Origin of the sequence: Dyella flagellata (assembly GCF_030160275.1) — a bacterium.
Taxonomy (GTDB): domain Bacteria; phylum Pseudomonadota; class Gammaproteobacteria; order Xanthomonadales; family Rhodanobacteraceae; genus Dyella_B; species Dyella_B flagellata.
Genome location: NZ_BSOA01000003.1, coordinates 555,397 through 582,243, shown reverse-complemented (window position 1 = coordinate 582,243; position 26,847 = coordinate 555,397). Strand labels below are relative to the sequence as shown.

General features: G+C 56.2%; 29 protein-coding genes. 15 read left to right on the top strand and 14 right to left on the bottom strand.

All coding sequences use genetic code 11. The features are described 5' to 3' along the window. Positions 1–119: 119 nt before the first annotated feature. The gene (locus QQJ96_RS04320) at positions 120–1,055 is read right to left on the bottom strand and encodes a winged helix-turn-helix domain-containing protein (protein ID WP_284330706.1); all 936 of its coding nucleotides are present in this window, start codon (positions 1,053–1,055) and stop codon (positions 120–122) included. A gap of 170 nt (positions 1,056–1,225) precedes the next feature. Between QQJ96_RS04320 and QQJ96_RS04315 the strand changes: the two genes are divergently transcribed. After that, the gene (locus QQJ96_RS04315; protein WP_284330705.1) at positions 1,226–1,897 is read left to right on the top strand and encodes a YceI family protein; all 672 of its coding nucleotides are present in this window, start codon (positions 1,226–1,228) and stop codon (positions 1,895–1,897) included. A gap of 69 nt (positions 1,898–1,966) precedes the next feature. Here the strand turns inward: QQJ96_RS04315 and QQJ96_RS04310 are convergent, their stop codons facing one another. The 5 genes from QQJ96_RS04310 to QQJ96_RS04290 all read right to left on the bottom strand — a co-directional run bounded on the left by QQJ96_RS04310 (position 1,967) and on the right by QQJ96_RS04290 (position 6,030). After that, positions 1,967–2,254, bottom strand: a complete 288-nt coding sequence (locus QQJ96_RS04310) for a DUF2845 domain-containing protein (RefSeq protein ID WP_284330704.1) — start codon at positions 2,252–2,254, stop codon at positions 1,967–1,969. 409 nt (positions 2,255–2,663) lie between these two features. Continuing rightward, the gene (locus QQJ96_RS04305) at positions 2,664–2,951 is read right to left on the bottom strand and encodes a DUF2845 domain-containing protein (RefSeq protein ID WP_284330703.1); all 288 of its coding nucleotides are present in this window, start codon (positions 2,949–2,951) and stop codon (positions 2,664–2,666) included. Positions 2,952–3,015: 64 nt separating this feature from the next. Then, positions 3,016–3,861, bottom strand: coding sequence for a hypothetical protein (locus QQJ96_RS04300; RefSeq protein WP_284330702.1), 846 nt, complete (start codon positions 3,859–3,861; stop codon positions 3,016–3,018). A 19-nt stretch (positions 3,862–3,880) separates the two neighbouring features. Further along, the gene (locus QQJ96_RS04295; protein WP_284330701.1) at positions 3,881–4,699 is read right to left on the bottom strand and encodes a hypothetical protein; all 819 of its coding nucleotides are present in this window, start codon (positions 4,697–4,699) and stop codon (positions 3,881–3,883) included. 695 nt (positions 4,700–5,394) lie between these two features. After that, positions 5,395–6,030 (bottom strand): DUF6088 family protein, encoded by a 636-nt coding sequence (locus QQJ96_RS04290; RefSeq protein WP_284330700.1) that lies wholly within the window; start codon positions 6,028–6,030, stop codon positions 5,395–5,397. 203 nt (positions 6,031–6,233) lie between these two features. On the opposite strand from QQJ96_RS04290, the gene QQJ96_RS04285 reads away from it, so the two are divergent. Continuing rightward, positions 6,234–6,923 carry a TetR/AcrR family transcriptional regulator gene (locus QQJ96_RS04285; protein ID WP_284330699.1) on the top strand — a complete coding sequence of 230 codons (690 nt, stop codon included), beginning with the start codon at positions 6,234–6,236 and terminating at the stop codon, positions 6,921–6,923. Then, entirely contained in the window at positions 6,920–8,353 is a 1,434-nt protein-coding gene (locus QQJ96_RS04280; protein WP_284330698.1) for a cytochrome P450, read from the top strand. The genes QQJ96_RS04285 and QQJ96_RS04280 overlap by 4 nt, the downstream gene beginning before the upstream one ends. On the opposite strand, the gene QQJ96_RS04275 is transcribed toward QQJ96_RS04280, so the two are convergent. Both QQJ96_RS04275 and QQJ96_RS04270 read right to left on the bottom strand, forming a co-directional pair. Then, positions 8,286–9,065, bottom strand: coding sequence for a GNAT family N-acetyltransferase (locus QQJ96_RS04275; RefSeq protein ID WP_284330697.1), 780 nt, complete (start codon positions 9,063–9,065; stop codon positions 8,286–8,288). The genes QQJ96_RS04280 and QQJ96_RS04275 overlap by 68 nt on opposite strands. Positions 9,066–9,092: 27 nt before the next feature. Beyond that, the gene (locus QQJ96_RS04270; RefSeq protein WP_284330696.1) at positions 9,093–9,722 is read right to left on the bottom strand and encodes a TetR/AcrR family transcriptional regulator; all 630 of its coding nucleotides are present in this window, start codon (positions 9,720–9,722) and stop codon (positions 9,093–9,095) included. 95 nt (positions 9,723–9,817) lie between these two features. Here QQJ96_RS04270 and QQJ96_RS04265 point away from each other — a divergent pair, with 95 nt between their 5' ends. After that, positions 9,818–10,486, top strand: a complete 669-nt coding sequence (locus QQJ96_RS04265) for a glutathione S-transferase (protein WP_284330695.1) — start codon at positions 9,818–9,820, stop codon at positions 10,484–10,486. A 20-nt stretch (positions 10,487–10,506) separates the two neighbouring features. Then, positions 10,507–11,307: a hypothetical protein gene (locus QQJ96_RS04260; RefSeq protein WP_284330694.1), complete on the top strand. Its 801-nt coding sequence runs from the start codon at positions 10,507–10,509 to the stop codon at positions 11,305–11,307. A 31-nt stretch (positions 11,308–11,338) separates the two neighbouring features. Here the strand turns inward: QQJ96_RS04260 and QQJ96_RS04255 are convergent, their stop codons facing one another. Continuing rightward, positions 11,339–11,749: a hypothetical protein gene (locus QQJ96_RS04255; protein WP_284330693.1), complete on the bottom strand. Its 411-nt coding sequence runs from the start codon at positions 11,747–11,749 to the stop codon at positions 11,339–11,341. Positions 11,750–12,746: 997 nt separating this feature from the next. Between QQJ96_RS04255 and QQJ96_RS04250 the strand changes: the two genes are divergently transcribed. After that, positions 12,747–15,227 carry a hypothetical protein gene (locus QQJ96_RS04250; RefSeq protein WP_284330692.1) on the top strand — a complete coding sequence of 827 codons (2,481 nt, stop codon included), beginning with the start codon at positions 12,747–12,749 and terminating at the stop codon, positions 15,225–15,227. 481 nt (positions 15,228–15,708) lie between these two features. Here the strand turns inward: QQJ96_RS04250 and QQJ96_RS04245 are convergent, their stop codons facing one another. Continuing rightward, positions 15,709–16,041, bottom strand: a complete 333-nt coding sequence (locus tag QQJ96_RS04245; RefSeq protein ID WP_284330691.1) for a hypothetical protein — start codon at positions 16,039–16,041, stop codon at positions 15,709–15,711. A gap of 133 nt (positions 16,042–16,174) precedes the next feature. Further along, the gene (locus QQJ96_RS04240; protein WP_284330690.1) at positions 16,175–16,450 is read right to left on the bottom strand and encodes a helix-turn-helix domain-containing protein; all 276 of its coding nucleotides are present in this window, start codon (positions 16,448–16,450) and stop codon (positions 16,175–16,177) included. Positions 16,451–16,693: 243 nt separating this feature from the next. Between QQJ96_RS04240 and QQJ96_RS04235 the strand changes: the two genes are divergently transcribed. From QQJ96_RS04235 to QQJ96_RS04220, 4 genes are all read left to right on the top strand, one after another. Further along, positions 16,694–16,984 (top strand): hypothetical protein, encoded by a 291-nt coding sequence (locus QQJ96_RS04235; protein WP_284330689.1) that lies wholly within the window; start codon positions 16,694–16,696, stop codon positions 16,982–16,984. A gap of 20 nt (positions 16,985–17,004) precedes the next feature. Then, positions 17,005–17,823, top strand: coding sequence for an Hpt domain-containing response regulator (locus QQJ96_RS04230; protein ID WP_284330688.1), 819 nt, complete (start codon positions 17,005–17,007; stop codon positions 17,821–17,823). Between the two features lie 14 nt (positions 17,824–17,837). Then, positions 17,838–18,518, top strand: coding sequence for a response regulator transcription factor (locus QQJ96_RS04225; protein WP_284330687.1), 681 nt, complete (start codon positions 17,838–17,840; stop codon positions 18,516–18,518). 200 nt (positions 18,519–18,718) lie between these two features. After that, the gene (locus tag QQJ96_RS04220) at positions 18,719–19,456 is read left to right on the top strand and encodes a YkgJ family cysteine cluster protein (RefSeq protein WP_284330686.1); all 738 of its coding nucleotides are present in this window, start codon (positions 18,719–18,721) and stop codon (positions 19,454–19,456) included. 750 nt (positions 19,457–20,206) lie between these two features. Here the strand turns inward: QQJ96_RS04220 and QQJ96_RS04215 are convergent. Next, a complete protein-coding gene (locus tag QQJ96_RS04215) occupies positions 20,207–20,491 on the bottom strand; it encodes a HigA family addiction module antitoxin (RefSeq protein WP_284330771.1) in 285 nt (94 codons plus the stop codon). Positions 20,492–20,697: 206 nt separating this feature from the next. Further along, on the bottom strand, positions 20,698–20,979 hold the full coding sequence (locus QQJ96_RS04210) for a hypothetical protein (protein ID WP_284330685.1): 282 nt from the start codon (positions 20,977–20,979) through the stop codon (positions 20,698–20,700). Between QQJ96_RS04210 and QQJ96_RS04205 the strand changes: the two genes are divergently transcribed. Continuing rightward, positions 20,978–21,604 (top strand): hypothetical protein, encoded by a 627-nt coding sequence (locus QQJ96_RS04205; protein WP_284330684.1) that lies wholly within the window; start codon positions 20,978–20,980, stop codon positions 21,602–21,604. The genes QQJ96_RS04210 and QQJ96_RS04205 overlap by 2 nt on opposite strands. Positions 21,605–21,617: 13 nt before the next feature. Next, positions 21,618–22,205: an RES family NAD+ phosphorylase gene (locus QQJ96_RS04200; RefSeq protein WP_284330683.1), complete on the top strand. Its 588-nt coding sequence runs from the start codon at positions 21,618–21,620 to the stop codon at positions 22,203–22,205. 176 nt (positions 22,206–22,381) lie between these two features. Here QQJ96_RS04200 and QQJ96_RS04195 read toward each other — a convergent pair whose 3' ends face one another. Continuing rightward, positions 22,382–22,678: a HigA family addiction module antitoxin gene (locus QQJ96_RS04195; protein ID WP_284330682.1), complete on the bottom strand. Its 297-nt coding sequence runs from the start codon at positions 22,676–22,678 to the stop codon at positions 22,382–22,384. A gap of 1,084 nt (positions 22,679–23,762) precedes the next feature. Here QQJ96_RS04195 and QQJ96_RS04190 point away from each other — a divergent pair. Genes QQJ96_RS04190 through QQJ96_RS04180 form a run of 3 tightly spaced genes read left to right on the top strand, consistent with a single transcriptional unit; the run spans position 23,763 to position 25,984 of the window. After that, positions 23,763–24,143, top strand: a complete 381-nt coding sequence (locus QQJ96_RS04190; RefSeq protein ID WP_284330681.1) for a hypothetical protein — start codon at positions 23,763–23,765, stop codon at positions 24,141–24,143. Further along, positions 24,133–24,459, top strand: coding sequence for a hypothetical protein (locus tag QQJ96_RS04185; protein ID WP_284330680.1), 327 nt, complete (start codon positions 24,133–24,135; stop codon positions 24,457–24,459). The genes QQJ96_RS04190 and QQJ96_RS04185 overlap by 11 nt, the downstream gene beginning before the upstream one ends. Then, on the top strand, positions 24,431–25,984 hold the full coding sequence (locus tag QQJ96_RS04180) for a DUF3987 domain-containing protein (RefSeq protein WP_345782680.1): 1,554 nt from the start codon (positions 24,431–24,433) through the stop codon (positions 25,982–25,984). The genes QQJ96_RS04185 and QQJ96_RS04180 overlap by 29 nt, the downstream gene beginning before the upstream one ends. The last annotated feature ends 863 nt before the right edge of the window (positions 25,985–26,847 follow it).

Genomic DNA, 26,847 nt, shown 5'->3' with positions numbered 1-26,847 from the left:
CAAGGTCCATTTGGCACGGGAAAAGGGGGCTCTACAAATGGCCAGGGACTGAAACCGCTCATTCATTTTTCGCCCTGGAGTCTGCTTTCTCAATCGCCACAACAAGCCCCGCTTCGTTCTCACTGAATCGAAGCTGTCATCGCCTTGGCAACTTCACCGGCAATATCGTCCTGAATCATCAGCTTGTCATCCCAATTACGGTCATAGGTCTGTGACCAGGCTACGAAGCCGTCATCGGCGCGCACCAGCCGCGCCGATACACGCAGCGTGTTGCCGGATTTGCGCACGCTGCCATCGAGTACGTAGGCCACGTTCAATGCCCTGGCCACTTGCTGTACGGTGACTTGCTTGCCTTTGAAATAGAACGAGGAGGTCGGTGGCGTAACACGCAGTGGGCGCGTCTGGCTAAGCTTGTCGATCAGCTCCTCGGTCATGCCATCGGCAAATGGTTCTTCGTTCATGGCATCCGTAAGGTCCAGAAAGGGCAGCACGGCCACCGATCTGGGGTCCACCGCTGACACGGCTGTCGTCGGCTGGGTTACCGGGTGTGGTCGACTGAGCAGGTAAAAGGCTGCGCAGACCAGGGCGAGCAATGCGGTAATTGCCAGCAACCGCGGATACAGCCGCGAGCGGGCTGCGGGCAGGCTCTTGCGCGGTTCTTCAAGTGTTTCGTTGGCCGCTGTCTGCAGCGTGACGGGCAAAGGGGTAGCGGCGCTGGTGCTGCCCACCGCGGCCACCATGCGATAGCCGTGGCGCGGAACCGTGGCGATATAGGCAGGTTGGCGGGAATTGTCACCAAGCTGGCGACGCAAGGCCGTCACTGCCTGGTACACCGAATCGGGCGTGACGATCACTCCCTGCCACACCTCGTTCAACAAGTCCTCGACACTGACGACTTCACCGGGGTGTTCGGCTAGGCACAACAACAGCCGCAAGGTGCGCGATTCCAGCCGCACGGTTTCCCCGTTGCGGGTCATCAGGGCACGCATGGGGTCGATCGTCCAGTCGCCGACCTGCAGCAGGTCCTTGGGCGATCGTTCGAGATTCGGCGACATAAGGGCCTGTAGCTGAAGAGCAAAATGGGAACTGCGCGATCTTGGCATCAGCACCCTGCTACGGCAACGGCGGGCCCTTCAGAGTCTTTCAGGGAACTTCAGACCGCTTTTCAGGACTTCTCGCTCGCCAGGGTGGCACGGTCGCCGCTCCTCACCCATGGAGTAGCACCATGATTAGCCGTATCTCCCTGCTTGCCGCCTTGGCCCTCACCTGCGTCCCGCTATACGCGACCACCTACACCCTGGAGCCGCGGCACAGTGAAGGCGTCATTCGTTGGAATCACCTGGGCTTCAGCCATCCCACCGCCCAGTTCAGCATGGTGGAGGGGACGATGGACTTTGACCAGGCCGATCCCAGCCGCGCCTCCGTGGCGGTCACCATCAAGCTGGCCCACCTGAGCACAGGCGTTCCCGACCTGGATGCCGACTTCCAAGGCGTAGATTACTTCGACGTCGCCCACTACCCCGTGGCCACCTTCAAAAGCACCAAGGTCGAAAAGGGGGCTGCGCCGGACAAGTTACGAGTGACCGGCAACCTTAGCTTGCGCGGCATAACCAAGCCGGTCACTCTCGACGTGACCATCAACAAAATTGGCGTCAATATCCGCAGCAATTTGCCCCAGATCGGTTTCGATGCGACCACGATCCTCAAGCGCTCTGATTTCGGCATGGGGCAATTCGTGCCACAGGTGAGTGATGCGGTGGACATCCACATCAGCTGCGACGCCATTGAGGCCAAGGCTTACGCCAAAGAATTACGCCAGGAGGCCGAACAGGCTGCTGCGGATGCCAAGACGGCGGCGCAGCAAGCTGAAGCGGCGGAGTCGGCTATTCGGAAATAAGCCTTGAATACGAGGCACAGGGAGGTGCCTGATGAACGCAAGACGCCGATGCCTTGCCTGTACAACTAATCAATCGTAAAGCGTTTCAAAGTTGGTAATCCGACCATTAATAATGGTGACAACTATGGTCTTGTTGCCCTGCGCGTATTGCCACTGTTCGCCAGCCCCCATCTGATTGTTCGGCATACCGCCTATTGCCGGCTGAAGAAAAGTACGCACCGTCGGCTCACCCATCAACTGCTGCGCCCTTGCCGCGCTGTCGCCCACCATCAGCACTTTGCTATCGACGCGCAGTGAACTCTCTGCATGGACCGCTGCGCTTACAAACAAAAGGATTAAAAGCAGATAACGAGACACGGGATTTCTCCTGGTTGCGACTTGGAGCGGAATTTGCGGGCTCCGGCCATATGCATCAATCCAACTACAGCCTTTTCTAGGACAAATCCTACGTAACTACCGTCATTTAAGACAAATCCACAGCTCGCATCGTAGCAACGAAGCCTTTACCACATACCCCGTTATGTAAAGCGTGATTCATGCGCCTTGAGCAAGATGACCGCGCCGCTCTTCAAGCGGAGGACCTTGGGTGCTAATCTGCCGAGGCTGTCATAGGCAAAGGGCACCATTGTCGTGCAGCGCTGGCTTGGCCAAGTCATACCAACGGCGCGCCATGTGATTGACGTTTGGCTTTGCCTTGCCGGCGGAGCAATGATACTCGCGGTGAAGCTGCTGCTATGACGCTCGTCGGATAGCCATCTGCAAATAATCAATCATAAAGCGTTTCGAAGTTGGTAACTCTACCGTTGACAATCGTTATGACAATGGTCTTGTTACCTTGCGTGTATTGCCACTGCTCGCCAGACGCCAACTGATTGTTGGGCATAGCACCTGTTGGCGCCTGCAGAAAGGTGCGCACTGTGGGTTCCCCCATCAACTGCTGCACCTTTGCCGCACTGTCGCCCAACGTCAGTACTTTGCTACCGATGCGCAGCGAGGTCTCTGCGTGGACCGCAATGCTCGCAAGCAACAGGGCAAACAATAGATAACGAGACATTGAACCTCTCCCTGGTACGATTTGGATCAAAATTTTCTATCGCCAGCTGCGCACGTCAATCTAACTACAGCCTTTTTAGGATAAATCCAAAGTTCGCACCGAAACAATTGGCCCTTGGCACCTGCCCTGTTATGTAATAGCCCGCAGGTATCGGTGAAAATGGGCAGACATTGATGCCATTGAATGGCTGATTGAACGTCCAATAGTCCCCTCTCAAGCCGCCATCAGTGCAGCTATTAGTTTGTTGACCTGCCGTCACGACATAGCCGCCTGGCAACGGGGAAAAGCTGCAGCCGATCACACCTTCTGAAACAATTTGCAATACATACGCATTGGAACCAAGGCACTGGCCGTTACTGATGACTCGACTGATCACGTAACCGGCAGGCTTTGGAGAGACGTTGCATATGGCAGCTCCGTTAACCACAGTTGAGACACGATAAATCGGTACGCCATGACAAGTCAGTCTGTCACTACTGGAGACAGCAGTGACTATGTAGCCTTCCGGGATCGGCGAAAAGCCGTTGCCACAAACCGACATTCCATTTGCGACCGTCCTGATAACCCCCTCTTCGAAAAGACCAGCGCATTTACTAGATGGCGCCATGGTCGTGATCACGTAAGGTGCGGGTATCGAAAGGTTGTTACAGACCGTCATTCCCTCCGAAGCCGGACTCACCGAATATTCAATACCTTGTCCTGTTCCGAGGCATGATTGGCTATACCTTACGCTGACAATGACATAGCCTGTCGGCATAGGCCAGTCTCGGCAAATGGTGTTGATCGACACATTATTTTCGGTGTCCGATGCAATTACTGAATGCGGCATACCAATGACGATTGCCAGCGTCAATGTCCAAAAAAATACATAAAGCGTTCTTACAACGCCTACCCTCTTTAGACTTTTCATACCTCAAACTCCTTGTAGATCAAAGCACATACCTCAGTCGATATGCAGTCGCCCAATTCTCGCAACCGATGTAGGGCACCGTCGCTTCGATCACGTAGCGACTTGGAATCGGCGACTGCGGACATACAACGACTCCGTCATAGGCGGAACGTAAAGTCAGCGTTGCGTATCGACCGCACCAACCTGATCGATCCACGCCCGTGACCACATATTCGGCAGGAATTTTCGATGGCCCACATGCCTTTACGCCATCCGATACGGTGCGTAGCACGTATTGCTCTTGCAGACCGCAAACCGCAACTGATTCAACAGAACCAATCACAAATGAAGCTGGATAGGGAGACAGGGTGCAAATCCGCAACCCATCCGCGGCCCGATGAAGTTCGTTTCTGTCCATCCACTCACAGGAACCATAAGATGGCGCCGACCGAATGTAGGACCAGCTATTGGGGATGTGCGAACCGTTACAGGCAGTAACACCCTCAGCGACCTGCTGAATTACGTAAACAGCTGTAGCACCGCCACATTTGCTTTGAGTGTACTCAACATGCTCAATGGCTTTGACAATGTAATCTGTGGGAAAAGGCATCCTGACCGGCGCACCACCAGCCGTTTCGCTTAAATTGCAAACCCTGAGATTGTCCCTGGCCGGCGCGACCGTAAACGCCAGATTATTACTGCATTGGCCAACTGGCTTGATACCGACCAATGCATAGTTTGGCGGAACCGGAATTTCGTGACAGACCGTGTAGCTGCCATCCGCGTTCACAGACTCCCCGTCTTGCTGATAAGCCTGTGTTTTGGGCGAAGCCACGGAGCAAATCAAAACAAACATCATGCCCAATCGTGGTATAGGCGACAAAAGATTTGACGAAGCAATTCGCATGAGTAATGGCCTTCATGGCTTTCCGCCATGGCATAAATCAGCCGAAGTGGCTTTATGCAATGAAAGCTTCAAAGGCCGATTCCGCGCAATGGCACTAGGACCATAAGCCTCGTAGGTATCTTTTGATCACCTAATGGGAAGGAGTGAGCTATTCCCCTACAAACCATTAGGCGGTCAAGCAAACTGAGGGGCTTTAACAGCCAAAAATCTAACTCTGACTGGTTTGGTAAAAGTCCGATGCCTAGGTTGCCGTGACGTCCTCGGTGTTTACGAGACGATGAATATGGGTTTGGCCAACCTTATGGACAGTTGCGTAGGATTGTGGCTGCTGATCGGGTGTGGCACACCGATCTCCAACCGGTGCACCGTGCAGGAATCATGCGTATGTGACCGGCGCATCTACCCCAAGCCATTCATCTGAACTGGGCTGAACAGCCATGGGGTTACACTACCCTGCCCACGGTCTTCGTTCCGGAGGTCCGCTGTACCTCAAAGGTTCGAACTATGCTCATGGTCAGCAACATGCTGGGATCCTTATGGCCTGATATTGGTCCCAGGTTTATTTGTTTGTATCGTTTTTGGGTGTGATCAATCAACTTGGAACTGTCTTTCGGCGGAATTCAAAATTTCGGATTGTTCTTCGGCTATCAGGTCGAAGTAGCTTTCCTTCGGGTTAACCATGCAACCTCTCCTTGTTCGTATTGATTCAACGCCTCAGCCATCCATGCAGGCATCGAGGACTTGATGCCCTTGAGTGCCTCAAACTCAGCAGCCGAAAGTCTTTTTGAGATACGTTCGAATGTAGCAGCCGTTACTTGATGGCGCCCTAAATACCACAAAGCAGACAGCGCCAGGCCAGCGGGCTGATCGGCCAGCAGCAACTTCCGTGGAGCAACGCGCTGAAGACGAATCATCAGTTTTCCGTAGCGGATCTTGCGCGACGAACCCGTAGTGTAAAACACCGACTGCGTCGGCATTTGCGTCGTAAAACCGAAACGACGTGCAGCTTCAGCACCATGCACTCCAATGATGGCGCCCTCTGATTTTGCAACCACTGCTGCCACCTGTTCCGCAGGCGGCATGGACTTCATGCCAAAGCGATTGGTCTTAGGGACGACATACACGCCGCGCCCTATTCGCTCGATCACACCTGCTTTGAGCTGTCGCATGAGCGCCATGTCGATGGACGCACGCGACCCTAATCCTGCAAACAATGCAGGAGTAAACGCCTCTCCCGCCGGCTGATGGGTAATCCGCTCTCGAATGGCTTGGGTAGTGGTCATGAGGTGTCCTTTTGTTAGAAAAATAGACCAAAAATCTAACAATTTCAACCCGAAAAGATCTTGCACCGAAGATATAAGTATCTAATTTTCAATGACTTATTGGACACGTATGCCGCATGGGAGGCATCTCTTATCTAGCCCCTTTGACAGCCAAAAACCATACGACGTATGATTTTATCCATCGTCTAGTTATGGCTAACCGAATGACCGGCTCCAAACCCACTCCCAAGTCCTCGGGCCGCAGGCAGCGAAAGCGCCAGCAGACGGCCTCCCACCTCGCGGCGACCGCCTTTGAACTGTTCGAGGCATTTGGCTACGAAGCCGTCACGATGGAGCAGATTACGGCCAAGGCTGACGTTGCGAAGGCCACGCTATACAGCTACTTCCCGGTGAAAGAAGCGCTGGTTGCCCACCGTTTGATGGACGAAATCGCCGAGGGCATGGCCGCGCGCGCCGATCAATTGGCGGCTCACCATACCTTTGTATCGCGGATGGAGTTCCTGCTGCGCGAATCCGCCGCGTGGCATGCATCGAAGCGGGTTTATCTGCCGCACTACCTGCGTTATCTGCATAGCATTGTGGAGTACGGGGCAGACGACGCGCGCAAGGAAACCGGCGCCAAATTGAGCATGGACATCCTGGCCGCGATGTTTCGCGCCGGACAGCAAAGCGGCGAAATCTCCCGGACCATTACGGCCGAGAAACTGGCCTGGTCGTTGCAATATCTGCTTTACGCCGCGGTCACCTACTGGCTTGTCCACCCTGAAGCAGACCTCACCGATGAGTTCCTGCAGTCGTTCACGCTGCTGATGGATGGCGCGGCTGCCGACAAATCGACAAGCACACCCGAACGCACCCAAGCAAGCAAAAAAGGCAAGAGGAGAAGCCGATGACGTCGCCACAATCACCCATCCGGCCATGGCCATTCGGCCTGCCGCTGCTGCAAGCCATTCGTCGCGACCCGCTGGCTCTTGCCCAAAGCCTGCATAAGCAGCACGGCGACATCGCGAGCGTGAAGGTGCTTTCGACACATATCTACTACCTGTTCCGCCCGGAAGCGGCGCGCCAGGTTTTGGTGGAGCATCAGGAGGACTTCGAGAAAGACCAGCGTCCACTGGATATTCTCCAGTCGGTGCATGGCGCGAACGTGATCACCACCGAAGGCGCGGTGTGGGAGCGACAGCGTCGAATACTCACCCCTGCCTTCGCACCCAAGCGAATCGAAGCTTGTGCGAAGTTGATGGCAGCGGCCGCGGACGAGTGTGCCAGCCAGGAGTTGCCACAGGAGGTCGGCGCAAACGCCATCATTGACGTGGACGCGCTGACCACCCTCATCACCATGGACGTCATCCTGAGAGCGCTGTTTTCCTACCACTATCAGCGCGAGGAAGCCGCCGCTGTTTCCCAAGCCATCCGCTCATTGTCGAAACAATTGATGCGCGAGCTGTTTTGGCCGGTACGGGCGGTTCCATGGCTACCCTATCCCGGACGCGCAGAAAAGGAGCGGAGCACGGCGCTGGTCCGCGACCTGATTCGCGCGCGCATCGAAGCGCGCCGGCAAGCAATGAGCGCCGGCGCGGAAGCCGGAGAGGACATCCTTGGACTGATGCTGGCGGCGCGCGATGAACAAGCGACAGCGCCGGATGCAGGCTTGAGCGACCAGGAAATTCTCGACAACTGCGTCGGCCTGTTCGGTGCCGGGCATGATACATCGGCCACGGCGCTGACCTGGTGGATAGGATTGATGGCCATGCATCCGGAGATCGCCGCTCGCGTACGCGATGAATTGCGCGGCTTGCCCGAAGACCGTGCTTCGGCGGTGAAGACCATCATGGAGGCACGGCTGCTTAATGCCACGATCAAGGAGGCGATGCGCCTTTACCCGCCATCGACAGCGACATTTTCGCGCCGCGCACTTCGCGACGTGCCGATTGACGGTCAGGTGATTGCCAAGGGTGCGCTCGTCCTGATCCCGATCTGGAGCCTGCACCATGACCCGCGCTGGTTCCCGGAGCCCGATGCATTCCGCCCCGAGCGTTTCATGCCGGGCGCACCGGTCTTGCCACGCAGCGCGTTCATGCCATTCGGCATTGGTCCGCATTTCTGTCTTGGCCAGCAGTTCGCCACCGTTGAGATGGCGTTGATCGCGGCAAGGCTGGTCCGCAACCACGATTTCGCGTTGGATCAGGCTACGGCCCTGCCCGCTCCCGAGGTGAACCTGGTGTTGAAACCCAGGGAGCGGCTGAAGGTGCGATTCACTCGCCTTGCGCAGGATCGCCAGACCGTTGTTCCGTCGGAGCGCGCTGAGCGGCAATCCAATTAGCCAAGCTCAGGCGTTGAACACCGTCAGCGTCGAAATTTTCAGGGGCCAGCCATCGTTCGAATCCCGCTCGAATGGTTGGCCAGTCAAGGTCGATCATCGCAAACCAGGCGGTGTCGCGAGTGCGCCCCTTATACACCACGGCCTGCCTGAAGATGCCTTCGTACTGGAAACCATAGCGCAGCGCGGCAGCACGAGATGGCGCGTTCAAGTGATCGCACTTCCATTCGCACCTTCGGTAGCCAAGATCGTCAAAGACGTGACGCAATAGCAGGAACATCGCTTCAGTCGCCGCGGATGTCCGCCTGAGCAGCGGTGAGTAAGCCACGTGGCCGATTTCGATGACGCCGTTGCCGCGATCGATACGCATCAGGGCCAACATGCCCACCGGCTCATTCGTGGCCAGATCAATGATGGCGTAGTGAAGCGGATCGCGGCTTGCCGCGGCCTTGGCCAGGTGACTGCGGAAGCTTGCCGCATCGGCGAACGGGCCGGCACTCATATAGGTCCAATCGCGCCCGTCGGCTGCACTGCTGTAGGCGCCATACAGCCCCTCCATGTGGCGATCGACATCGACGGGCTCTAAGCGGCAAAAGTGACCGCTTAGTGGCGTATGGGGTGGTTCTGCGCGAGCAGTCCAGTCAGATACGGGTGTGCCGATGGGCTGCCCGAAGGCATTGATCATCACTGCTTCCTGATTTACACCGCGATTCACGACCTGATGTCTCCTGAGAGTTGCCGACTATTGATGGGTTAAGCCTTCGATCAGCAGCGCGGTGACGCGTTGCGATGCACGTTCGACGAATGAAGCATCATCGGAGCCGGTAACGCGCCTTCCGCAGATCAACAGCGCCAAGCCGTGCACCAAAGACCAGGCCGCCAAGGCAAGCTCTGCGGGATCGCCCGCACGGAACTTGCCCTCTTCCTGACCCGCCCGGATGATTTCGGTAAGCGTCGCATATAACGCTTCACTGGAAGCAACAAGATCGGGATAGCGCTGCCAATCCGCGATCGCCGCACCGAACATCAGCTGTAAAAGATGCGGCTGTTCAACGCCGAAACGCACGTAGGCGCCGCCAGCGGACTGCAACTTCAGGGCGACACCTCCCGTTGCAGAGGCAACGGCATCACACATCGTCGCATTCAGTTCGCGAAAGCCGACTTCGGCAAGATCGGCCATTACGGCCTCCTTGTCGGCGTAGTGCCGATAGGCGGCGGTGTGGCTGACACCCGCGATCTGCGCGATTTCGCGCAAGCTCACTGTTTCGACACCACGCTCTGCTATCAAGGTGGTGGCGGCAGCGCGCAGCGCGCTTTTCAGATCGCCGTGGTGATAGGCCGCCCGCTTGCCGGGTTTCGAAGTGCGGGTCACTGGCTCAATCGCTCAATGTTGACAGTGGAAACATGGAGCCATACTATCACGATGTTTCCAGTGGAAACAATAACGATTTTGCCAGGGATAAAACCATGCTGACCGTCCACCATCTCAACAACTCCCGCTCGCAACGGGTGCTTTGGATGCTTGAAGAGCTGGGAGTCGATTACGAAATCGCGCGCTACCAGCGCAACCCGAAAACGCTGCTTGCGCCGCAAGAGCTACGCGCTATTCACCCTCTTGGCAAATCCCCCGTGGTGACAGATGGACCTCATACCCTGGCAGAATCGGGCGCCATTCTTGAGTATCTGGTAGAGCGTTATGGCGAAGGCCGATTCGTTCCGCCAGCGGGTACGCCAGAGCATTGGCGTTATCGCTATTGGATGCACTATTCCGAGGGTTCTGCGATGCCGCCGCTGTTGCTCAAACTGGTCGCCGGAAGAATCGCCAAGGCTCCGGTGCCCTTCTTCATGAAATTCGTCACCCGGAAGATTGCCAATTCATTACAGGACGGTTTCATCGATCCTCAGCTCGCCCTGCACTTCGGTTACATCGCTGAGGAACTCAAACACACCGGTTGGTTTGCCGGCAAAGAGTTCACCGCTGCCGATATTCAGATGAGCTTTCCGGTGGAATCCGCAGTAGCGCGAGCGGGTGCAGGCGAACATCCCTCGATACGAGCCTTTCTTGAGCGCATTCACGCCCGTCCTGCCTACCAGCGCGCCTTGGCGCGAGGTGGCGACAACACCCCATTGAGCTGAGCAACGCAAAAGAGCGAATCATGTCCAAACGCAAGCTATCGCAAATGCGCCACTTGTCTTGGGGGCTGCTGTCCTTGATGGTACTGCTCGCCTCTGCCCCGGCGCATGCTGACCTTACCGATGAAATCCAGGTCTACGACGACAGCATCAATCATCGAGGGCAGCTGGGCTTGGAGCTGCATTTGAATTCCACGCTCGAAGGTCGATCGGTACCGGACTATCCGGGGGAAATTCCACCCGATCGTGGCTTTCGCACCACGATGGAATGGTCTTATGGCATCACCGATACGCTGGAAGCCGGGCTTTACCTGCCGTTTCTGCACGATGCCGCCGGCACCAACTATTTTGCCGGCCCGCGCCTTCGGCTCAAGTGGATACCCATCCGCCCTGCCGAAGGCGGCTCAGGACCTTTCTTTGGTTTGAATATGGAAATTTCTGCGGTTAACCAACGGCTCGAACAAGGCCGCCCCGCCGTCGAGTTGCGCCCCATCATCGGCTACCGCAGCCCTTTATGGCTGATTGCTTTCAACCCCGTCGTCGACGCCACCTTTCGCCCACGCTATGGCAACAGCCAGTCGGATTTCGCACCAGCATTGAAAGTTGCAAGAACGGTGTGGAGCGGCACAGCGCTGGGTGTCGAGTATTACAACGATTTCGGCCGCATTGGAAAATTCGATCCGGCGCGCAAACAAAGCCAGATGTTGTTCGCGGCTGTGGACGTAACCAAGGGGCTTATTCCGTTCAATCTCGGAATCGGCCGCGGTTTGAACGACGGTACGGACAAGTGGACGATCAAGGCCATTCTGGAAGTGCCGATCTAAAGCTGTTCAACACGGCCGGATGCTGAAGCTGTCACAGCTCCAGTCGGCCGCGGAGGTCCTTACAGCGAGCCTCCAGACCGACGAGCGCAAGCCGGTCGGTGCCCACGAACAAATATTCCTGCGGACCGGGAGACCACTTATGCCCGTCGGCAAACTCTGTGCCGAATGAGCGCGCGCAAGCCAGCGTAGTAGCCTGCCAATCTTGAAGGCCCTGGTGCGTCACCCAAAACGGATGACGCTCGTCCCAGGGCCGGCCGGCCAGCGTTTGGTTGCGTTGCAGTGCGATAAGAGCCTCGACCGACCCTCGGCAAGCCAATCCGTCGCGCAAACGCCCCCCGATCAGCAACGGGTCCAGGATATCCACCAAGAAATCCCGGAACTGGCGGGCGCGAGCCTTGTCCTCGCTGGCGGGCGGATTGACCGGGGCGATGGGTGCGGCCATGGGATTCCAGGGTTCGCCACTAGGGGCGTTGGTAGAACTGTACAGGGACGGAAGGCAGGGACGTGAGATCCGCAGCACTGATTCACATCGCTGCTTGCAGATGGCCCGCTGCGGCCTGTATGCGGAAGCCGATTACCGCAAAGCCACCGATATCCGGGATGCGAGGCGGGGCGTGTTCAATGATCTCCCAACCAGGTGATATCCCGTGCGCATAAGAGTCGCCGCTGCCTTGCTAGCCAAAGGCGATCCGATGGCTACGGAGGATTAGGTGAACCAGGCGTTCTCGCACTGGCCGCTGGACCCGCCGAGTCCGAGAGCCCTGGTGGATTGCCAGCAAGCAACGGGCACGTGAAAGAAGCAAAGCATCACAATGCACTTGCTCATACCCACTGGCCTGGCGATGTCACCGCGTTGCCGATTGCGCAGCTTTAGTTGGGAGTACGGCTTCCGGCAACCTGATTAGCGTCATGTCTCAGCTACGCGATATGCAACTCCCTCCCCTGCTTGCAGGGGAGGGTTGGGGTGGGGTTGTACGAGCTTGCCGCCATGTTTGAGTTCACCGCGAGGTTGCTTCACCCCACCCCAGCCCTCCCCTACTACACGTAGGGGAGGGAGCAAGTACTCGCCAGCTGAGACATGACGCTAATCAGGTCCGGCAATGAAGCGCCGCGTGCAGACACAGCACAAAGAGGGGCGCCAGACATAGTTAAGCTGTTTAGCTACTCCAACCCGTGTTGGGCAAGGATATTACGCGGACGTCCACCTGCTAAGTACCAATATGTTCCTTTGCAGTGATGCCATTAGTGCGTATACGCCCCTTGAATACCCTTGCGATAGATCCCGCCTAGGGAAACCCCTTATTGCACCAGGATGGCGGGCAACATCAAATGCGCATGACTGTCCGCAGGTTTGGAGATTCACAATGCGTCTTGCAGAGTCCGACTCCGTTTCACAGTACGTGCCGCCGCAGCCCCCATCGTCACCCTCGCAATACACGGTGCAACCGCACGACACAGTGCAAAGTGTTGCCGCTACCCACAACGTCACGCCTGAAGAGCTGGCGCGAACCAACAACATAAGCGTGGATAGCGATCTCTCGCACATCGCCGTGCTTACCTTGCCACCCAATGCGACAACGCCGGCCACGAGCGATCAGCAGCCACCACCGCAGGCACCTGCACAGAAAACCGATGCTGCCATTGCTGCTTACGATGCGGCGGTCAAGCAACGCGATGACGCCGTTCACAGCGCACCACACAACGGCTCGATACGTCAGGATATCTTCACGAGTGAATCCGATGCCGTGGATCAGGCTCAGAAGGCCATGGACGCGGCCATAAAAGACGAAATCGGTGGCCAGATCGCCAGTCGCAATGCCGGCGTGCCCGCAGACTTCCAAACGCCCTCCGACCAGATCATCAAAAGTGCTGGCGATGCCATTGCAGCGCGGCATCAGGGTGATGCGGTGGCGCAATCAGCCATCGGCAATTCGGTCGATGCTTATCAGATGCAACAGAAAACCGATGCGCTGATTCCTTCGTTCTCCGGCCCATTGAAGGCTAGCGATAAGCTCGCCAGGCTCAGCACTAACCTGCAGGGCCAGCCGCAGGATGTTATCGATCACGTTGCCGCCGATCCTCGTGTACAAGGCTGGATCAGCGATGCCGCCAAAGAAGCAGGGCATGAATCGACCGCGGACTGCGCCAAGGACCTTGCCGATCTGACTCAGAATGTCCCGCCTGACATTGCCCGACAAGTTATCCAGCAATGGTGGACCCCTGCGGATCCGAATGATCTCGTCGCTTCAGCCTCGCCTAGCGGCGTCGCCTCTATGGCAGCAAGCGATAAGGATACGTACAAGAATCTGGCTGCGATCTATGGTGCCCTGGGTGACGACCCACAAAGCCAATCGCTGAAGCAGCAGATCGCAAGCACGATCGCAGGCCAGCAGCAGGACAATCCCACGGTCGCCTCGCGGACCTTCGCTGATGCCATAAGCGACGGTGGCGATGCGAAGCTTGCCATCGACGTGGCAAGCCAGATGCAGGCCGCAGGAAAAACCGATGCCGCGAAATACGTGATGGGGGCAGCCAAGCTGGGCACGATCACTATGCAGAAGCAAACGCTTACGCAAGATATGCAGGCTTATGGCAAGCAAACACAAGAACTCAAGGCATTGATCGACGATCTCGGCCCGGGTCTGACTCCGGAACAGAAACAAAATGCCATCAACGGGTATATCGCATCCAAGAGCAAGGATTGGCAGGATCAGCTTGCTGCCATCAAGGATAAGCTGGTGAGCGATACACGCGCATTCAGCGGCGACATCGGCGCTCTGCTGGATGTGCCTGATAACGTCAAACAGCTTGCGCCCTCGCGGGACTTCTTGGGCAAGCTGACGGACGACGACACCACGCATCAGGCGATTGCGTTTGCGGCCACGCAAGATCCAAGCGTCTTCAAAACCAAGGAGGCTGGTGAAGGCGCCCTGCTGATGCTTGAGGTTGCCCACAAGAGCAAGGACTTTGTTGCCGCCGTCGGATCGGCTTACATTGGACGCAACATCCTGCCTGCGCTTGCCGACCTGAAGAATCCCAACGATCCCGCCCAGATCGCCAAGGTCAACCAGGCGCTTCAGAACCTGAAGGATGTCGCCGGAATCATGGGACTGCCCAAGTCCGATATCGACGAGGGAACAGACAAGCTGCAAAAGGCTATTACAGCGCTGACGACCCCGGCGGAAAACACTGGGTTGGCCGAGGGCGTTCAGGGACTGAACGCAGCGACCGCGGAACTGAGCGAACTGAAGGATTTCAGCTTCATCAGCGGCCCCGCAGGCCTACTGTTTCGCACCGCCGCACTTGCCATATCGGGAGGCGCCCTGCTCAGTCAGACTGGCGCCACCATGGACGACCCAAGCATCAAGAACGGGCTCGCCGAGCTGGCTTTCGGGGTGGGTGCAGCTCAGGATGCGGCACACTTTGGCACGGCGCTCAACCTGGTTGATCGCAACAGCAACCTCGGGAAATGGGGGTTGGGCACGAGCGAGGCGGGTGAGGCTACCGAAAAATTCGTCGGCGTCCTCAACGTTTTCTATTTCGCAGATATCGCGGTAGGAGGCGCGCAGAAGAACGACACTGCGACGGAGCTTTTCTCGGTCGCTGGCGTGGCAGGCGGCGCCTTGTCCGTGTTCGGGGGCTCTGAGGCACTGGGTGGCCTGGCCGGCCCCATTGGCTTTGGTATCGCCACCGTTGCTTCGATCGGAGTGGGTGTTGCCGAGCATTACGCCAAGCAGCGCGAATACCATGAAGCGGAAGTCAAATTCCTTGAAGATGCGGGAATCGGCGACAACATTCGCGCAGGGATGCTAAGTGTGCCTCCTGAGCAAATCCAGGACATGCAAAATCGCGGCATGTCACCTGAGCAAATTCAGATACAGCTCACCTACCCCACGGATGTCCACGGTCGTCCTTATTGATCACGCCTGGTTCGGATGACGAACATTGGACCTGATTAGCACCATGTTTCAGCTGGCGAGTAGTTGCTCCCTCCCCTACGTGTAGTAGGGGAGGGCTGGGGTGGGGTGAAGCAACCTCGTGGCGAACTTCAACGGTGCGGCAAGCCCGTACAACCCTACCCCAACCCTACCCTCCAAGCAGAGGAGGGAGTTGCACATCGCGCGTTCCTGGGTGGTTGTCGTACCGCGGAAGGAATGGCAGTTTTCCATCAACTGCTACAAGTGTAAAAATGGAAAAGATATATGTCAGCCGCCCATCACTTTTGAAAGAACCGTCGAAACCTCAATAAAGAAAGGCGCCCGAAGGCGCCCCTCCCCGGTCAGCCGCCGGTTCACCAATGATGCAGGAGCACCAGCGAAACGGGACTAGGTTCAAGCCGAATTCGGCGTGACTTAGACCGTCGATCTGACCAACTGGCTCCAAGACACACAGCGATCGTCATTAGGTGAATGGTGCAATAAAAGACGTGTACATCAAGATACCAACAAGAGCTATGCCAATTAACCAAAGCACGTTTTCTGCACCGGTAGCACGATGCGCTCGTCCCTCACGAAACGCCTGATATGTCTCCCTAGGCGTGCTAAACACCGACAACCCGCGGCTGCGAGTGAAATAGTGGCCGCCGGCAAATGAAGCAAGCGCGGCCAAGTCGAGTGCAACGTCCCAGCGCTTGGCCACAGAAAGTCCAACTAATGCGGTCACTGCGAAAAGCGTAAGGCCAAAGACCCATGCACTTCGACGATCGTTGAGCCCAAGCCAGTATTGCTTAGCCATTTTTTGCCTCCTTCCATGTAACCTGACAGCTCCCCGGCGAGCGCAGCCGCAACCCCTTTGCTGTTAGGAACCGTTTCTTGTCCTCGATTGCGCCTCAAGGTTGCGAATCATAGGCTGGCGAACGACTTGACGTTCATCGCCTTTTTTTGGCGCGCTTGGACGAACCACCCATGCGCGCTTGCAAGTCTTCTAAAAACTGATGTGGGTCATAATTCAGCGCCTGCAACAAGTCGAGCAGCGCCACAAACTGAACGGCAGTCTTGCCTGTTTCCACGTTGCTCACAAATTGCTGAGCCCTACCGAGTTTTTCGGCAACTTCTCCTTGAGACAGCCTTTGGCTTGTGCGCGACCTGTAAACAAGGTCCGCAATGAACTCAGTTTCTGGTCGATAGACGATATTTCTGGGCATGTGTCACCTCAAGGGCGGTAACACACTAGGTCGATACGTAATTTACTCCTTATTTAACTTATCTACATCTAATAGATGTAAACTCACAGACGACCCGAATCGTGGCCGACGACAAGGCAGGGAGTTGCGATGAACCTGACAAGGACACATACGAACGGCGCCGCATTCCAGCTATCCAACGACTCCCACAAAGCGGAGGAACAGCAGGTCGGACAGCTTGGCTTTCAAACGCAAGCAGCACCCATGTCTAAACTCACTTTCATGGCCTCCGCTGCCATCCTCACTGGTCTCACCGCGCCGATACTCACGCTGGATTACTTCCTTATCAGCATGGGCGACTACTTGGCGGCCCTGATCACGACCTCCATGGCGGTCGCCACAGCGTGGCTATGCCTGCGCAGCCTACATAGCAACTGCCACGCTGAAATTCGTCCGCGGGTTCTACTCCCCGCAGCCATAGCATCGGCCTCGTCGTCCAGCAGCCCCCATCGTCCAACGGAGCCGCTAGCTGGACGCGCCGTGCGCACGCCGTGACCCACCTTGGAGCACTCGTGATGAGCGCATCTCCCAACCTCATTGCCTACGCTTCCCGCATAGCGGGGCGGTTTAAGCCTTTGGCGGTAAGAGAACCCACCGCGGTGTACAACGCGCGGCCCCGAGCGCCAGCGCGCATCCTGGTGGTGTCGAATGACCCTGAAACGCATCGCGTTCTGATCGGTGAACTCAACGCGCTTGGCCTGGACCCACTCCCCGTGGCTGACAGCCAGGCGGCCTTGAATGCCATCGACTTCAAGGACCCCGACCTGATCCTGATGGCCCTGGAGGGACCGGACGAAGCCGTCTATCAAGCCGTGCTACGCCTGGGCGTCGCCAATCTGGCGAGGCGCGCCCACATTCCCCTCGTTGCAGTCGTGGGGCAAGGTGGCGAAAGCTGGTGTCGCGCCTTGGACAGCTGGCTGGATGGTGTCCTGCGCAATCCCCTGCGCCCCGAGGAACTGTATGCCACCCTCGCGCGATGGCTCGATCTACCGCCTCCCGCCAGTCAAGCGCCGGATGAACCCCTTCCGCCCCCATGGTGCCGCGCCTGCATCGACGTGGACGTCCAGGAGTATGAGCGAGCCCTGGCAAGACAGGACATCTCCAAGATGGTGCATTTTGCGCATCGTGCGAAGGGTGCGGCATTGGTGCTGCATGCGGATCAGGCAGCCGCGCTGGCGGATCGGCTGGAACTTGCGGCTAGAGGCTATGCGCCGCTTCCGCTGGATGAAATACAGCGCACGCTCGCCGCGTTGAAAGTCGCTATCGCCCGCCACTTTGACCAAGCAGACGATACGGGCGGCGGAAAAGGAAAAGGGAACGCCAGACTCATCTGAAAAGGAAGCAGGCCATGTCCGATACCTTATCGACGCGCTTGCGCGTGATGTTGCTCGAAGACCACATATTGGTACGCCGTGGCATGGAGCTGGTGCTTAAGCACGACTATGGACTAGACGTGGCCGGCAGCTTTTGCACGCCTCGGCAGCTCTTCGAAGCGTTAAAGGAAGACAAGCCCGACGTGATCGTGACGGACTACGCCCTGGGGGCGACGGAGACCGATGGTGCCAAGTTGCTACGCTCCTTGCACCTGCATCATCCGCGTGTACCGATCTTGGTCGTATCGTCCCACTGCAACGCCGCGACGATGGCTGTCGCGCAGAGGGCCGGTGCCCATGGCTTCATTGGCAAGACGGAGCACGAGTCCGAACTGATCCTGGCCATCCGAGCGGTAGCCGCGGGCCGGACCTATTTCAGCCGGCAGCTGAACGCCCCTGCCCGTCCTATCGACCCCATCCATCAGGTTGACGAGCCTAACAAAGATCTCGGCGATGAATTGCTGGACACCTTCAAGCTATCCACACGAGAGCACGAGGTGCTGCGCTGCATACTCGATGGCATGTCCATCAAGGCCATCGCCAAAAAATTCTCCCGCTCTGTTACCACCATCAGCGCGCAGAAGCATTCGGCCTTTCGCAAGCTGGGCCTATGTAACGATCACGAGTTATTCAAGGTGCGGTATCAGCGGGGGTGAGCAGGCTCGGCACGGCGACCGACCGCACAGGGAACAGATTTCGGTTCGAGAACCAGGGACATCCACCACTTGATCTGCAAAAACATAGCTCATTGCATTCCGTCCCCGGGTGGTTGTCATGGTACGGAAGGAATGGCGATTTCCCATCACCTTCTACCAAGGTAAAATTGGAAAAGATATATGTCAGCCCCCCATCGCCTATGAAAGAACTGTCGGATGAACTCGCAGAAAAGATCCTCAATGACGTACTTGAGGAGCGATGCGCATCCGAAGAAGGCGTGCGTCGATACCGGCCACTGCTTGAGGAACGAGCGCGCAGGATCGTCGCACGCCTCGTCGTTGAACCCAGTGCAGACAGCGGACCTAACACAGATTTTCCCCATCGGCTCCATGCGCTGTTTAACCTTGCCGACACCGTCGTCAAGGACGAACTAGGCAGCCATCGTTATCCCAAGCCAGCATGCCCTGACGATGGCGGATGTGCCATGTGTTGTACCCATATGCGCATCGTTCTTAGCGTGCAGGAAGCCGCCGTTATTGCGAGGGAGCTGCTCGGACTCTCTGCGTCTGAAAAAGCAGAGATCGCCCATCGACTTCCTTCACTCGGACAATCCGGACCTGGTTCGCGATGTGGCCTGTTGGACGAACAGGGCCTGTGCACCCTCTACGCAGCGCGCCCCATCAACTGCCGCACGTACCGCTCATGCTCGATAACTGCTTGCGAGGACCGTGTCCGGCTGGGCCGGAATGCCGGCGAGGAAGTGGTGTTCACCTACCCGTTCGACGATCTGGTCCGCAAGTCGTTCCATCACGTGGTGCAACCGGGTGAAACGCCGCACTTTCTTGAAATGAACACGTTCCTAGCGAGTGTTCTGCATGACGATGAGGCGCTTGCAGCATGGGCATCTGGGCAGATATCCACCAAAGGCAATGAGTAAATTCGTCAGACAAGCTTGAAACATCAACGTTAAATCGATGACGGGTGCTGACTCCAACGATTGCGCCCAAGTTACCGCAAAACCTACGTGCTCGCTTTACACCAAGGAACGTACCAAATTCACGAACGAAACCCATCATGCCACTGCGTCGACGAACACTCCCCGTAGGCCAGTGACGCCACTTTCACTGAGGCTGCGCGCCAACGCTCCCGAAAATGATTGCAAACTCGGCATTGTGCTACCTGGGGAGTCCGAGGCTGTGTCGGATGACGAGCCAAGTGACGTCCAGAGGCTTTGAAGCACGGTCGTTAAGTTGCCAGCTCCATTTGATGCATCGCCTGAACTGGCGCGCAATGCCTGAGCCAGATTAGAAGACGTCGAGGCGACACTTCTGTACTGCTGTATCTGCTGCGACGCAGCTTGTTGCAACGGAAGGGAGGCGAACGACGAGTCGGTCGCTGTGGCTGTGTTCTCCGAACCGACCGAATTGGGCCTGGAGATCAATCCAACTTGCGTCAACGCAGCCGCAATAGCTGAAGCCAGAGGCTCCGCAGCCGCTGCCGAGGAGTCCGCCACGACCGTGGGAGGCGATTGATTGACCTCTTTTCTGTAATGGCCATAGTGGACTGCAAAACGACCACTCACCGATGGCGTCGTGGTACTGCTGATGCTTAGAATACTCATAACAGGCAGGACCTTATGGACCATGAGCGATCAAGAACAAAAAAGAGTCGAAGTGGACTTTCGTACCTAAGCTGCACGCGGATGAATTTCTTTGAGCGTCTCGCCCAGCTCCCTACGCGCGCATTCCAGCTCATAGCGCTGCTGAAGATTAAGCCAGAATTCGGGTGAATTGCCAAAGTAGCGCGAAAGGCGTAGCGCCGTATCTGCCGTAATGCCACGTTTTTCCTGCACGATCTCGTTGATACGCGCAGCGGTAACCCCCAGAGCCGAAGCCAGCGCGTTACCCGACAAGCCTAGCGGCACCATGAATTCCTCAGGGAGCATTTCGCCAGGGTGGAAGGAAACCAGCAGTTGCTCGGCACCTTGCTCGGTGCCGTGAGGCCAATCCCGGCATCGCGGGTAGTCTGTGCTGGAATTGGCGTTCCGGCCTATGGCGCGGCGGGCAATTTGGGCATAAAAAACCATGCCCTGCGAACCGGAGTCTTGACCAAGCGCATCACGGTCAAAGCTCCCGACACTTTGACGGAAGCCTCTCGAAAGCAGCCAAGGAAGCGGCATCAACGCACCTGATTCACCGGTTGATGAAGGTCCCCGCTGGCTGGTTTGGACGCTGTTTTGGCCTCAAACCAACCAGACGGCCCGATGGGGGCGGTGTGGCTTGTTCTCATGATGCGGAACGTGCCCGCCTGAACGGCCGTAGCCCAAGAAAGGCCGCCTAACCCATTCACTCTCTTATGTTTTTTACCTTTGTCAAAAAAGTTGACAAGATTGACAAAGTTGACATATTTGACAATGTCAAATATCGTACTCCCAAGTTCACAAGCCAGGAGATCGGCCATGGATAACCTGACCCTTCCCGCGGAGACGATTCTGCAGTTGCTCCAGCAACTCAAAGAAGTCACGAAAAAAGTCCAAAAAGCCACGCACTCGCTGAGAAAGCCATTGTTGCGCGCGGCGACAGGTCATGACCTCGCTCCCATCAAATTGGAACGTGACGCTTTCAATGAAGTTCGAAGGTTGCGCCAATTCCTGGAGGAAGTGGAGGCGGCTGACCACCCGCAGCTCTTAGAGAACATGCACGCAGTGGCAAAGGCCCAAGCGCGCTCTGAGGCCGACAAACAAGAGTTAGTGGCGTCGGGACAGGTTCTGCCAGCGAATGCATTTGCCAAGAAGGCAGGCATCAGTCGCCAAGCGGTGAACAAGGGCAAACAGAATGGAAGCTATTTTGCCCTCAAACCCAAAGGGCGGGAGCTTTACTACCCCATTTTTCTCGCTGACTCTGAATTGAGGGAACTCGGTTTGGACGAGGCCTTAAAAATTTTGAAGGATGAAACGTCCTGGAGTAAGTGGCTGTTCTTTACCAATCGCCGCGGTTCATTGGGAAATAAGACTCCATTGGAAGCACTACACGACCGCGCCAAAGAGCAGGTGCTCAACGCTGCGCGCGCCTATCGAGATCGTTGAACAAGGACGTTCCATGCCGTTGCCCGCCCCGTCACCGGACTTCCATAGACTTCAGATCAAAACCGACCGCATCGATGCCCGCTCACTTTTTAGAATTAGCAGGCGCCCAAAAACAGAGCCCTACTTCGGGAAAAACAAAGCTTATCGCTTTGACGACTCTCTCAAGAGATACGGTGTTTGCTACGTCGGAGATTGCCTCGCCACCGCCTTCGCCGAAACTATCCTTCACGATCTAAGCCCAGTTGGGGGTGAATTTCGTGTTGCCCGCGATGACGTCACGGACCGTTTCGTCATGAGCTTTCGGCAGGAGAACTTCGACGTCGCAAATCTCACAGGCGCACATTTGAAAGTGCTGGGTGGGACCAATGACATCTCCTCCGAGGTCCCCTATGACACCACTCAGCTGTGGTCACAGGCGATCTATCAGCATCCTGACAAGCTTGTGGGACTGGCATACATCTCGCGCCATTTGAATACTCATCGTGCTTACGCACTCTTTGATCGACTGGACGGCCGACTAGTCGTTAAGTCCGAGATTCCCATCTTGATGCACCCGGAACTCAAAGACGTCTTAGAAATGTTCAATGTCGTTCTTTACTGAAGGAACGCACCCGCTTCACGGGTTGAGAAAGTCAGTACCTGCGCCCTCCCTGTGCTAATACTTTTCCTCGTTCATGAGCGCGCGCAAGTGACGGGCTTCACTCGCATATCTTCTTGCGCGACGCACGACCTGCTTTTCGAGTTTGTATTGCTGGGATTGGCATCCCAGCCTACGCGCTATGCTGCACGCGGATGAATTTCTTTGAGCGTCTCACCCAGCTCCCTGCGCGCGCATTCCAGCTCATAGCGCTGCTGGAGATTAAGCCAGAATTCGGGTGAATTACCAAAGTAGCGCGAAAGGCGTAGCGCCGTATCTGCGGTAAAACCACGTTTTTCGTGCACGATCTCGTTGATACGCACAGCGGTAACGCCGAGAGCTGACGCCAGCGCATTGTCCGACAAGCCAAGCGTCACCATAAATTCCTCACGGAGCACTTCACCAGGGTGGATAGGGGGCAGTCGTTTCTTAAGCATGGTCGATGGCTCAGTGAGCAGGTTGGAATGATAGTTCCAGCTGCCTATTTTTGAGTTTCGTATTGCTGGGATTTTTATCCCAGCCTACGTGTGGCCGCCATTTCCCCGAAAACGGGACGCGCTTTTTTAATAGTGGATGCCGGGCAATCCATCACTAAGAGCAAAATGGATTCCTCGCTCCTCAAAGCCAGGCACATCCATGTGCCTTCCCCGCGTACCCGCTTTCGCGGGAATGACGGCTGTGGGAGTTACGGTGGTGGCCATAAATAGCCATGACGGCTCCGACGTGGCCCCGAGGGCTTCATGGTTGCACGGATTCCATCAGCTCGCCTCAAGCACAAAAAAACCCGCCATCGGCGGGTTTCTTGTTTTCGCTGCGGGACCCCTTACAGGACTTCCGTAGCCTTCGATTGGTGCCAAGGGGAGACCCGCGAATAAACCCAACAAATTGATTTAAAACAAATATATGTCCAGAAATAGTCAATTCATACCCAAATTCATACCCAAAAAGTTAACCTTGCTTTGGTAGCGCCCCGGAGGGCAAAGTCGGACATGAAATGTGCCAGTTGGATCACACGATTGAGCCAATTATAAAGCGAGGAAACGTTGCCCGAGATCAGTTACCGTCAGTCATGTCACCTTGCGTTGCAGTCCCAGCTAAGTCTCCGCGTCGCAATCCGCATAGATATAGTTACCTATTCGGAAATGTCTCACCCCTGTTCTCGGCGATAGCCAGCTATCAAACGATCACTGGCAAGTGCGTTATCTGGCCGCCCCTTCTTGAATCTCAATCATTTCATTCAGTATAGTCGACCATAACGGATACGTTGGAGCCTGAAGACCCCGTATTCGTCCGCTCGTCGCGCACGAGCTGAGCTGCTGGCCAACCGCCTCAGTGATCACCTACCTGCAAGCCCCGGCGTGCTCTTCTGCGTCTGGCTGTGGAGTTAAGCGCAAGCTCCACACCAATCCGGTGGCTTGCCTTGCCTGTCTTCAGGTCCTTCCGTATACCTCGTGATTCACACCAGGTTTTCGATGCATCCAGCTCGGCGTAGTCACTGCAGCCCCCTGCTGGAGAGACGTAATGCAGCCGACCCACAATAAATTGAAGCGCCGCGCGATATTCGAAGCTTTGCGCGAAATGGTGATTCCGGTCACTTCCATCCCTGTGGACCCTTACCACCCTGTACCGTTCGCGCTTGCGTGCCAACGCATGGGGCACGCGCGATCCACCAGCTACGCAATCCTCAAGGCTCAACGCAAAGCGGATCAGGAACGCGTTCAGCTTCAACGCCCTCGCTTCCCTGAGCCTCACATGCGCGGTAACAGCAACTACATCTACGAGTATCAGATCAACCAGTACAACCGTGATTATGCGGCCTTTTCGCTGGGAACGACCGCCGCCTCCAACGTTGCGAATGGCCTGAACCTCCCGCTTACCGAGGAGATCAGCCGTGGCCGCTGATAACACGAAGACAAACCTGTTCGGCAGAGATGATGCGGGCAGCGAGATGTTCACCAAGGCCATAGGGGCTCTAGATAACTTGGAGACCGATCAGGAAACGATCGAGGCGAAGCACTTCAAGAAGCTCTACCCCTCTATCCTCAAGGCCATTGAGCAAGGCCACTCCATCGCCAAGATCCTCAAAACTTTGGGTGATGCAGGCTTCAAGATCCATCCGGCAAAATTCAAGAAGCTCATGGCCAAACTGGATGACGCCAAAGCCAGCAGCGCCACTGTAGCGACTGAGAATGCTACTGAGGTTCCCTGTGAACGCTGACACGAAATGCTATTCCTCGCCTCGGGTCGGCTTCAACAACGTAATGCGCATGCAGCACCTACACGTCGAGGTACGAGTGGAAGACCTTATTTCACCTCCACCCGACATGAAGGACTGCCCGCACGTACATCTCCCAAATCCGGCTATGCGGGCGTTTATCCAACTCAAGCGGAATACCGGTGCACCCGACGCGGTAATCCTGGCCTGGATTCTTGCAGTCATGGCAGCATCCGCCATGCGGATAGCCCGTGTCCGCGCACCAGGATGGAACGCAGAAACCTTGGCACTATTTCTCATCGCCGGATCGGAACCGGGTACCGGTAAGTTACCTGTCTATGAGCACCTCATTCCACCTTTCCGAGACTACGACAAGGCATCACACTCGGTCTATCAGGAACTCCTGATGGAGCAAGAAGCCGACATGGAAGCTTGGATAGCCAGAAAGTCAGGATTAAAGAAGTTGCTCCGCGATCTGACCAGCAGCCCCCATCTTGAAGACGCCAAAAAAGCCGACGAAGTTGAGAAACTGCTCAAGGAACTGGTGCGCCGCAAGCCGAAACAGGTCCGCTCACGACGCCTCCTAAAGAACCGCATTTCAGTTGTCCAAGCCCTCAAAGCTCTAAATGGTGGACAGGAAGCCATGCTACTGGCCACCGAAGAGGGCGCTAAACTCCTAAACGGCGTCATCGCAGAAGATGTCGACTTGGTCAATCAGCTTTTCGACGGGACAGAAATTGTCTACGAACGAAACTATCTGGACCTCGTCATAACCGCCCCCTTAGTGTGCCTCTGCCTCGGCATCCAGCCCGGCCGTCTCTCTGCCCTGCTCAAAAAGTATGCCCTTGACGCTAGCGTCAGCGGATTTCTGGCACGCTTCCTTGTGGCGGTCGACCGGGATGAAGGCGAAGAACCGGAACTCGACTATGAACCTGCGTGGGGCGATGTTGACACTTTGAACGCGCTCGTCAGCAAGCTGCTTCGCATACCTGACGATGTCGGCGATGGCGCGTTGTTCGAACCAAAGGTCCTTGAGTTCGATCTCGAAGCCTCTACAGAGTTCAAACGCATCAAGAGAGCACTGAAAGACCTAAGACAGGAAAACGGTCCGTGGCACGGCATTAAGGCGTTCGCTCGAAAAGCCATTAAGATCATTGCACGCCTTGCAGCCATCTTTACGATATTCAAGGATGACCAAAGCACCCATATCAGCAAGGAAACCTTGAACGATGCAGCGCTCGTTGTTGAATGGTACTTGCATCAAGCCAAGGACGTGATTGTCAACGAATCGCAGCGGGTCGCTATCCGCCACCTTTACGAAAAGCTCAAGGACTTCTACCGGGATGAGCGTCGCCAAGGACACAATGCCGCGTGGATCTCGAAGACATATATCCAGCGCCATGCGCACATGAAGGTTGATGTGCTCGACCCTTTGCTTGGCATCATGGCCAAGCATGGCATGCTGAGAGAAGACACGCGCAACTCCTCTCGCGCACAGTACGTCGTGCTCACCGAGAAGTACTTCTAGAGCGGCTAGATCCACCTCAGTGGCAGTCAATTACTGCAATAGGTTGGCTGCCATTGAACCCCTACAGCGCAGCAGGCTGCCTCAAAGTTTTCCAGCATAAAAGGCCAAGCTTCCGCCTTCGACCGCAACCATCAAAGCTAACTGGCACAGACGAAGATAGCGCATCTGGCCAGCTCGAACATGTCTGTAAAATATGCTGCTCGCAAGCGTAGCTAAGCGCTACCCTGCCATCTTGCGCTGCTAAACCGTTGACACACAGCCGTTGTCGACATTCCCCAAGCAGGATACTTATTTGCCAGCACGCTCTGAAAACCGTGCTACAGCTGCGACAGTAGCAGCTGTAGCGGCTTTTTGCGGCACGCAATTGCGTCGCCCCGCCCCATCCCGACAGGCGCGTACGTGCACGGTAACACTACTCTGCACACGCCCTAGCATCCTGGATGTGTGGCATCCACCAGTCAGGCAATTGCCCCCAGCTATCGGACACATCACTGACATGATCGCGCATGTTCCACCAACCATTTTATTTGCACTAAAAATGCACTAAGTCCACATCCTATGGAACAAACCAACATGCCAGCATTTGCGGTGATGTTGCACGACGCGGACCAGCCTACGCCAGCCTATGCATGCCTCCAGCATTCCGGTTATATATCTAATAATAGCTCTCACAGCAATGGCTCTAATAGCGCTACGGCCATAGCCCTCATAGCACGATGACTCTCATGGTTATAACAGAGAGTTAATGGTCGGATAGAAGCGGCATTGGGATGACCCATCGCAACCTCCTACGTACAACAAGCACATCAGAAGACGGGCGACTGCTTCCATAGCAGTCCAATGGCAACAAACAGGTAGATAGC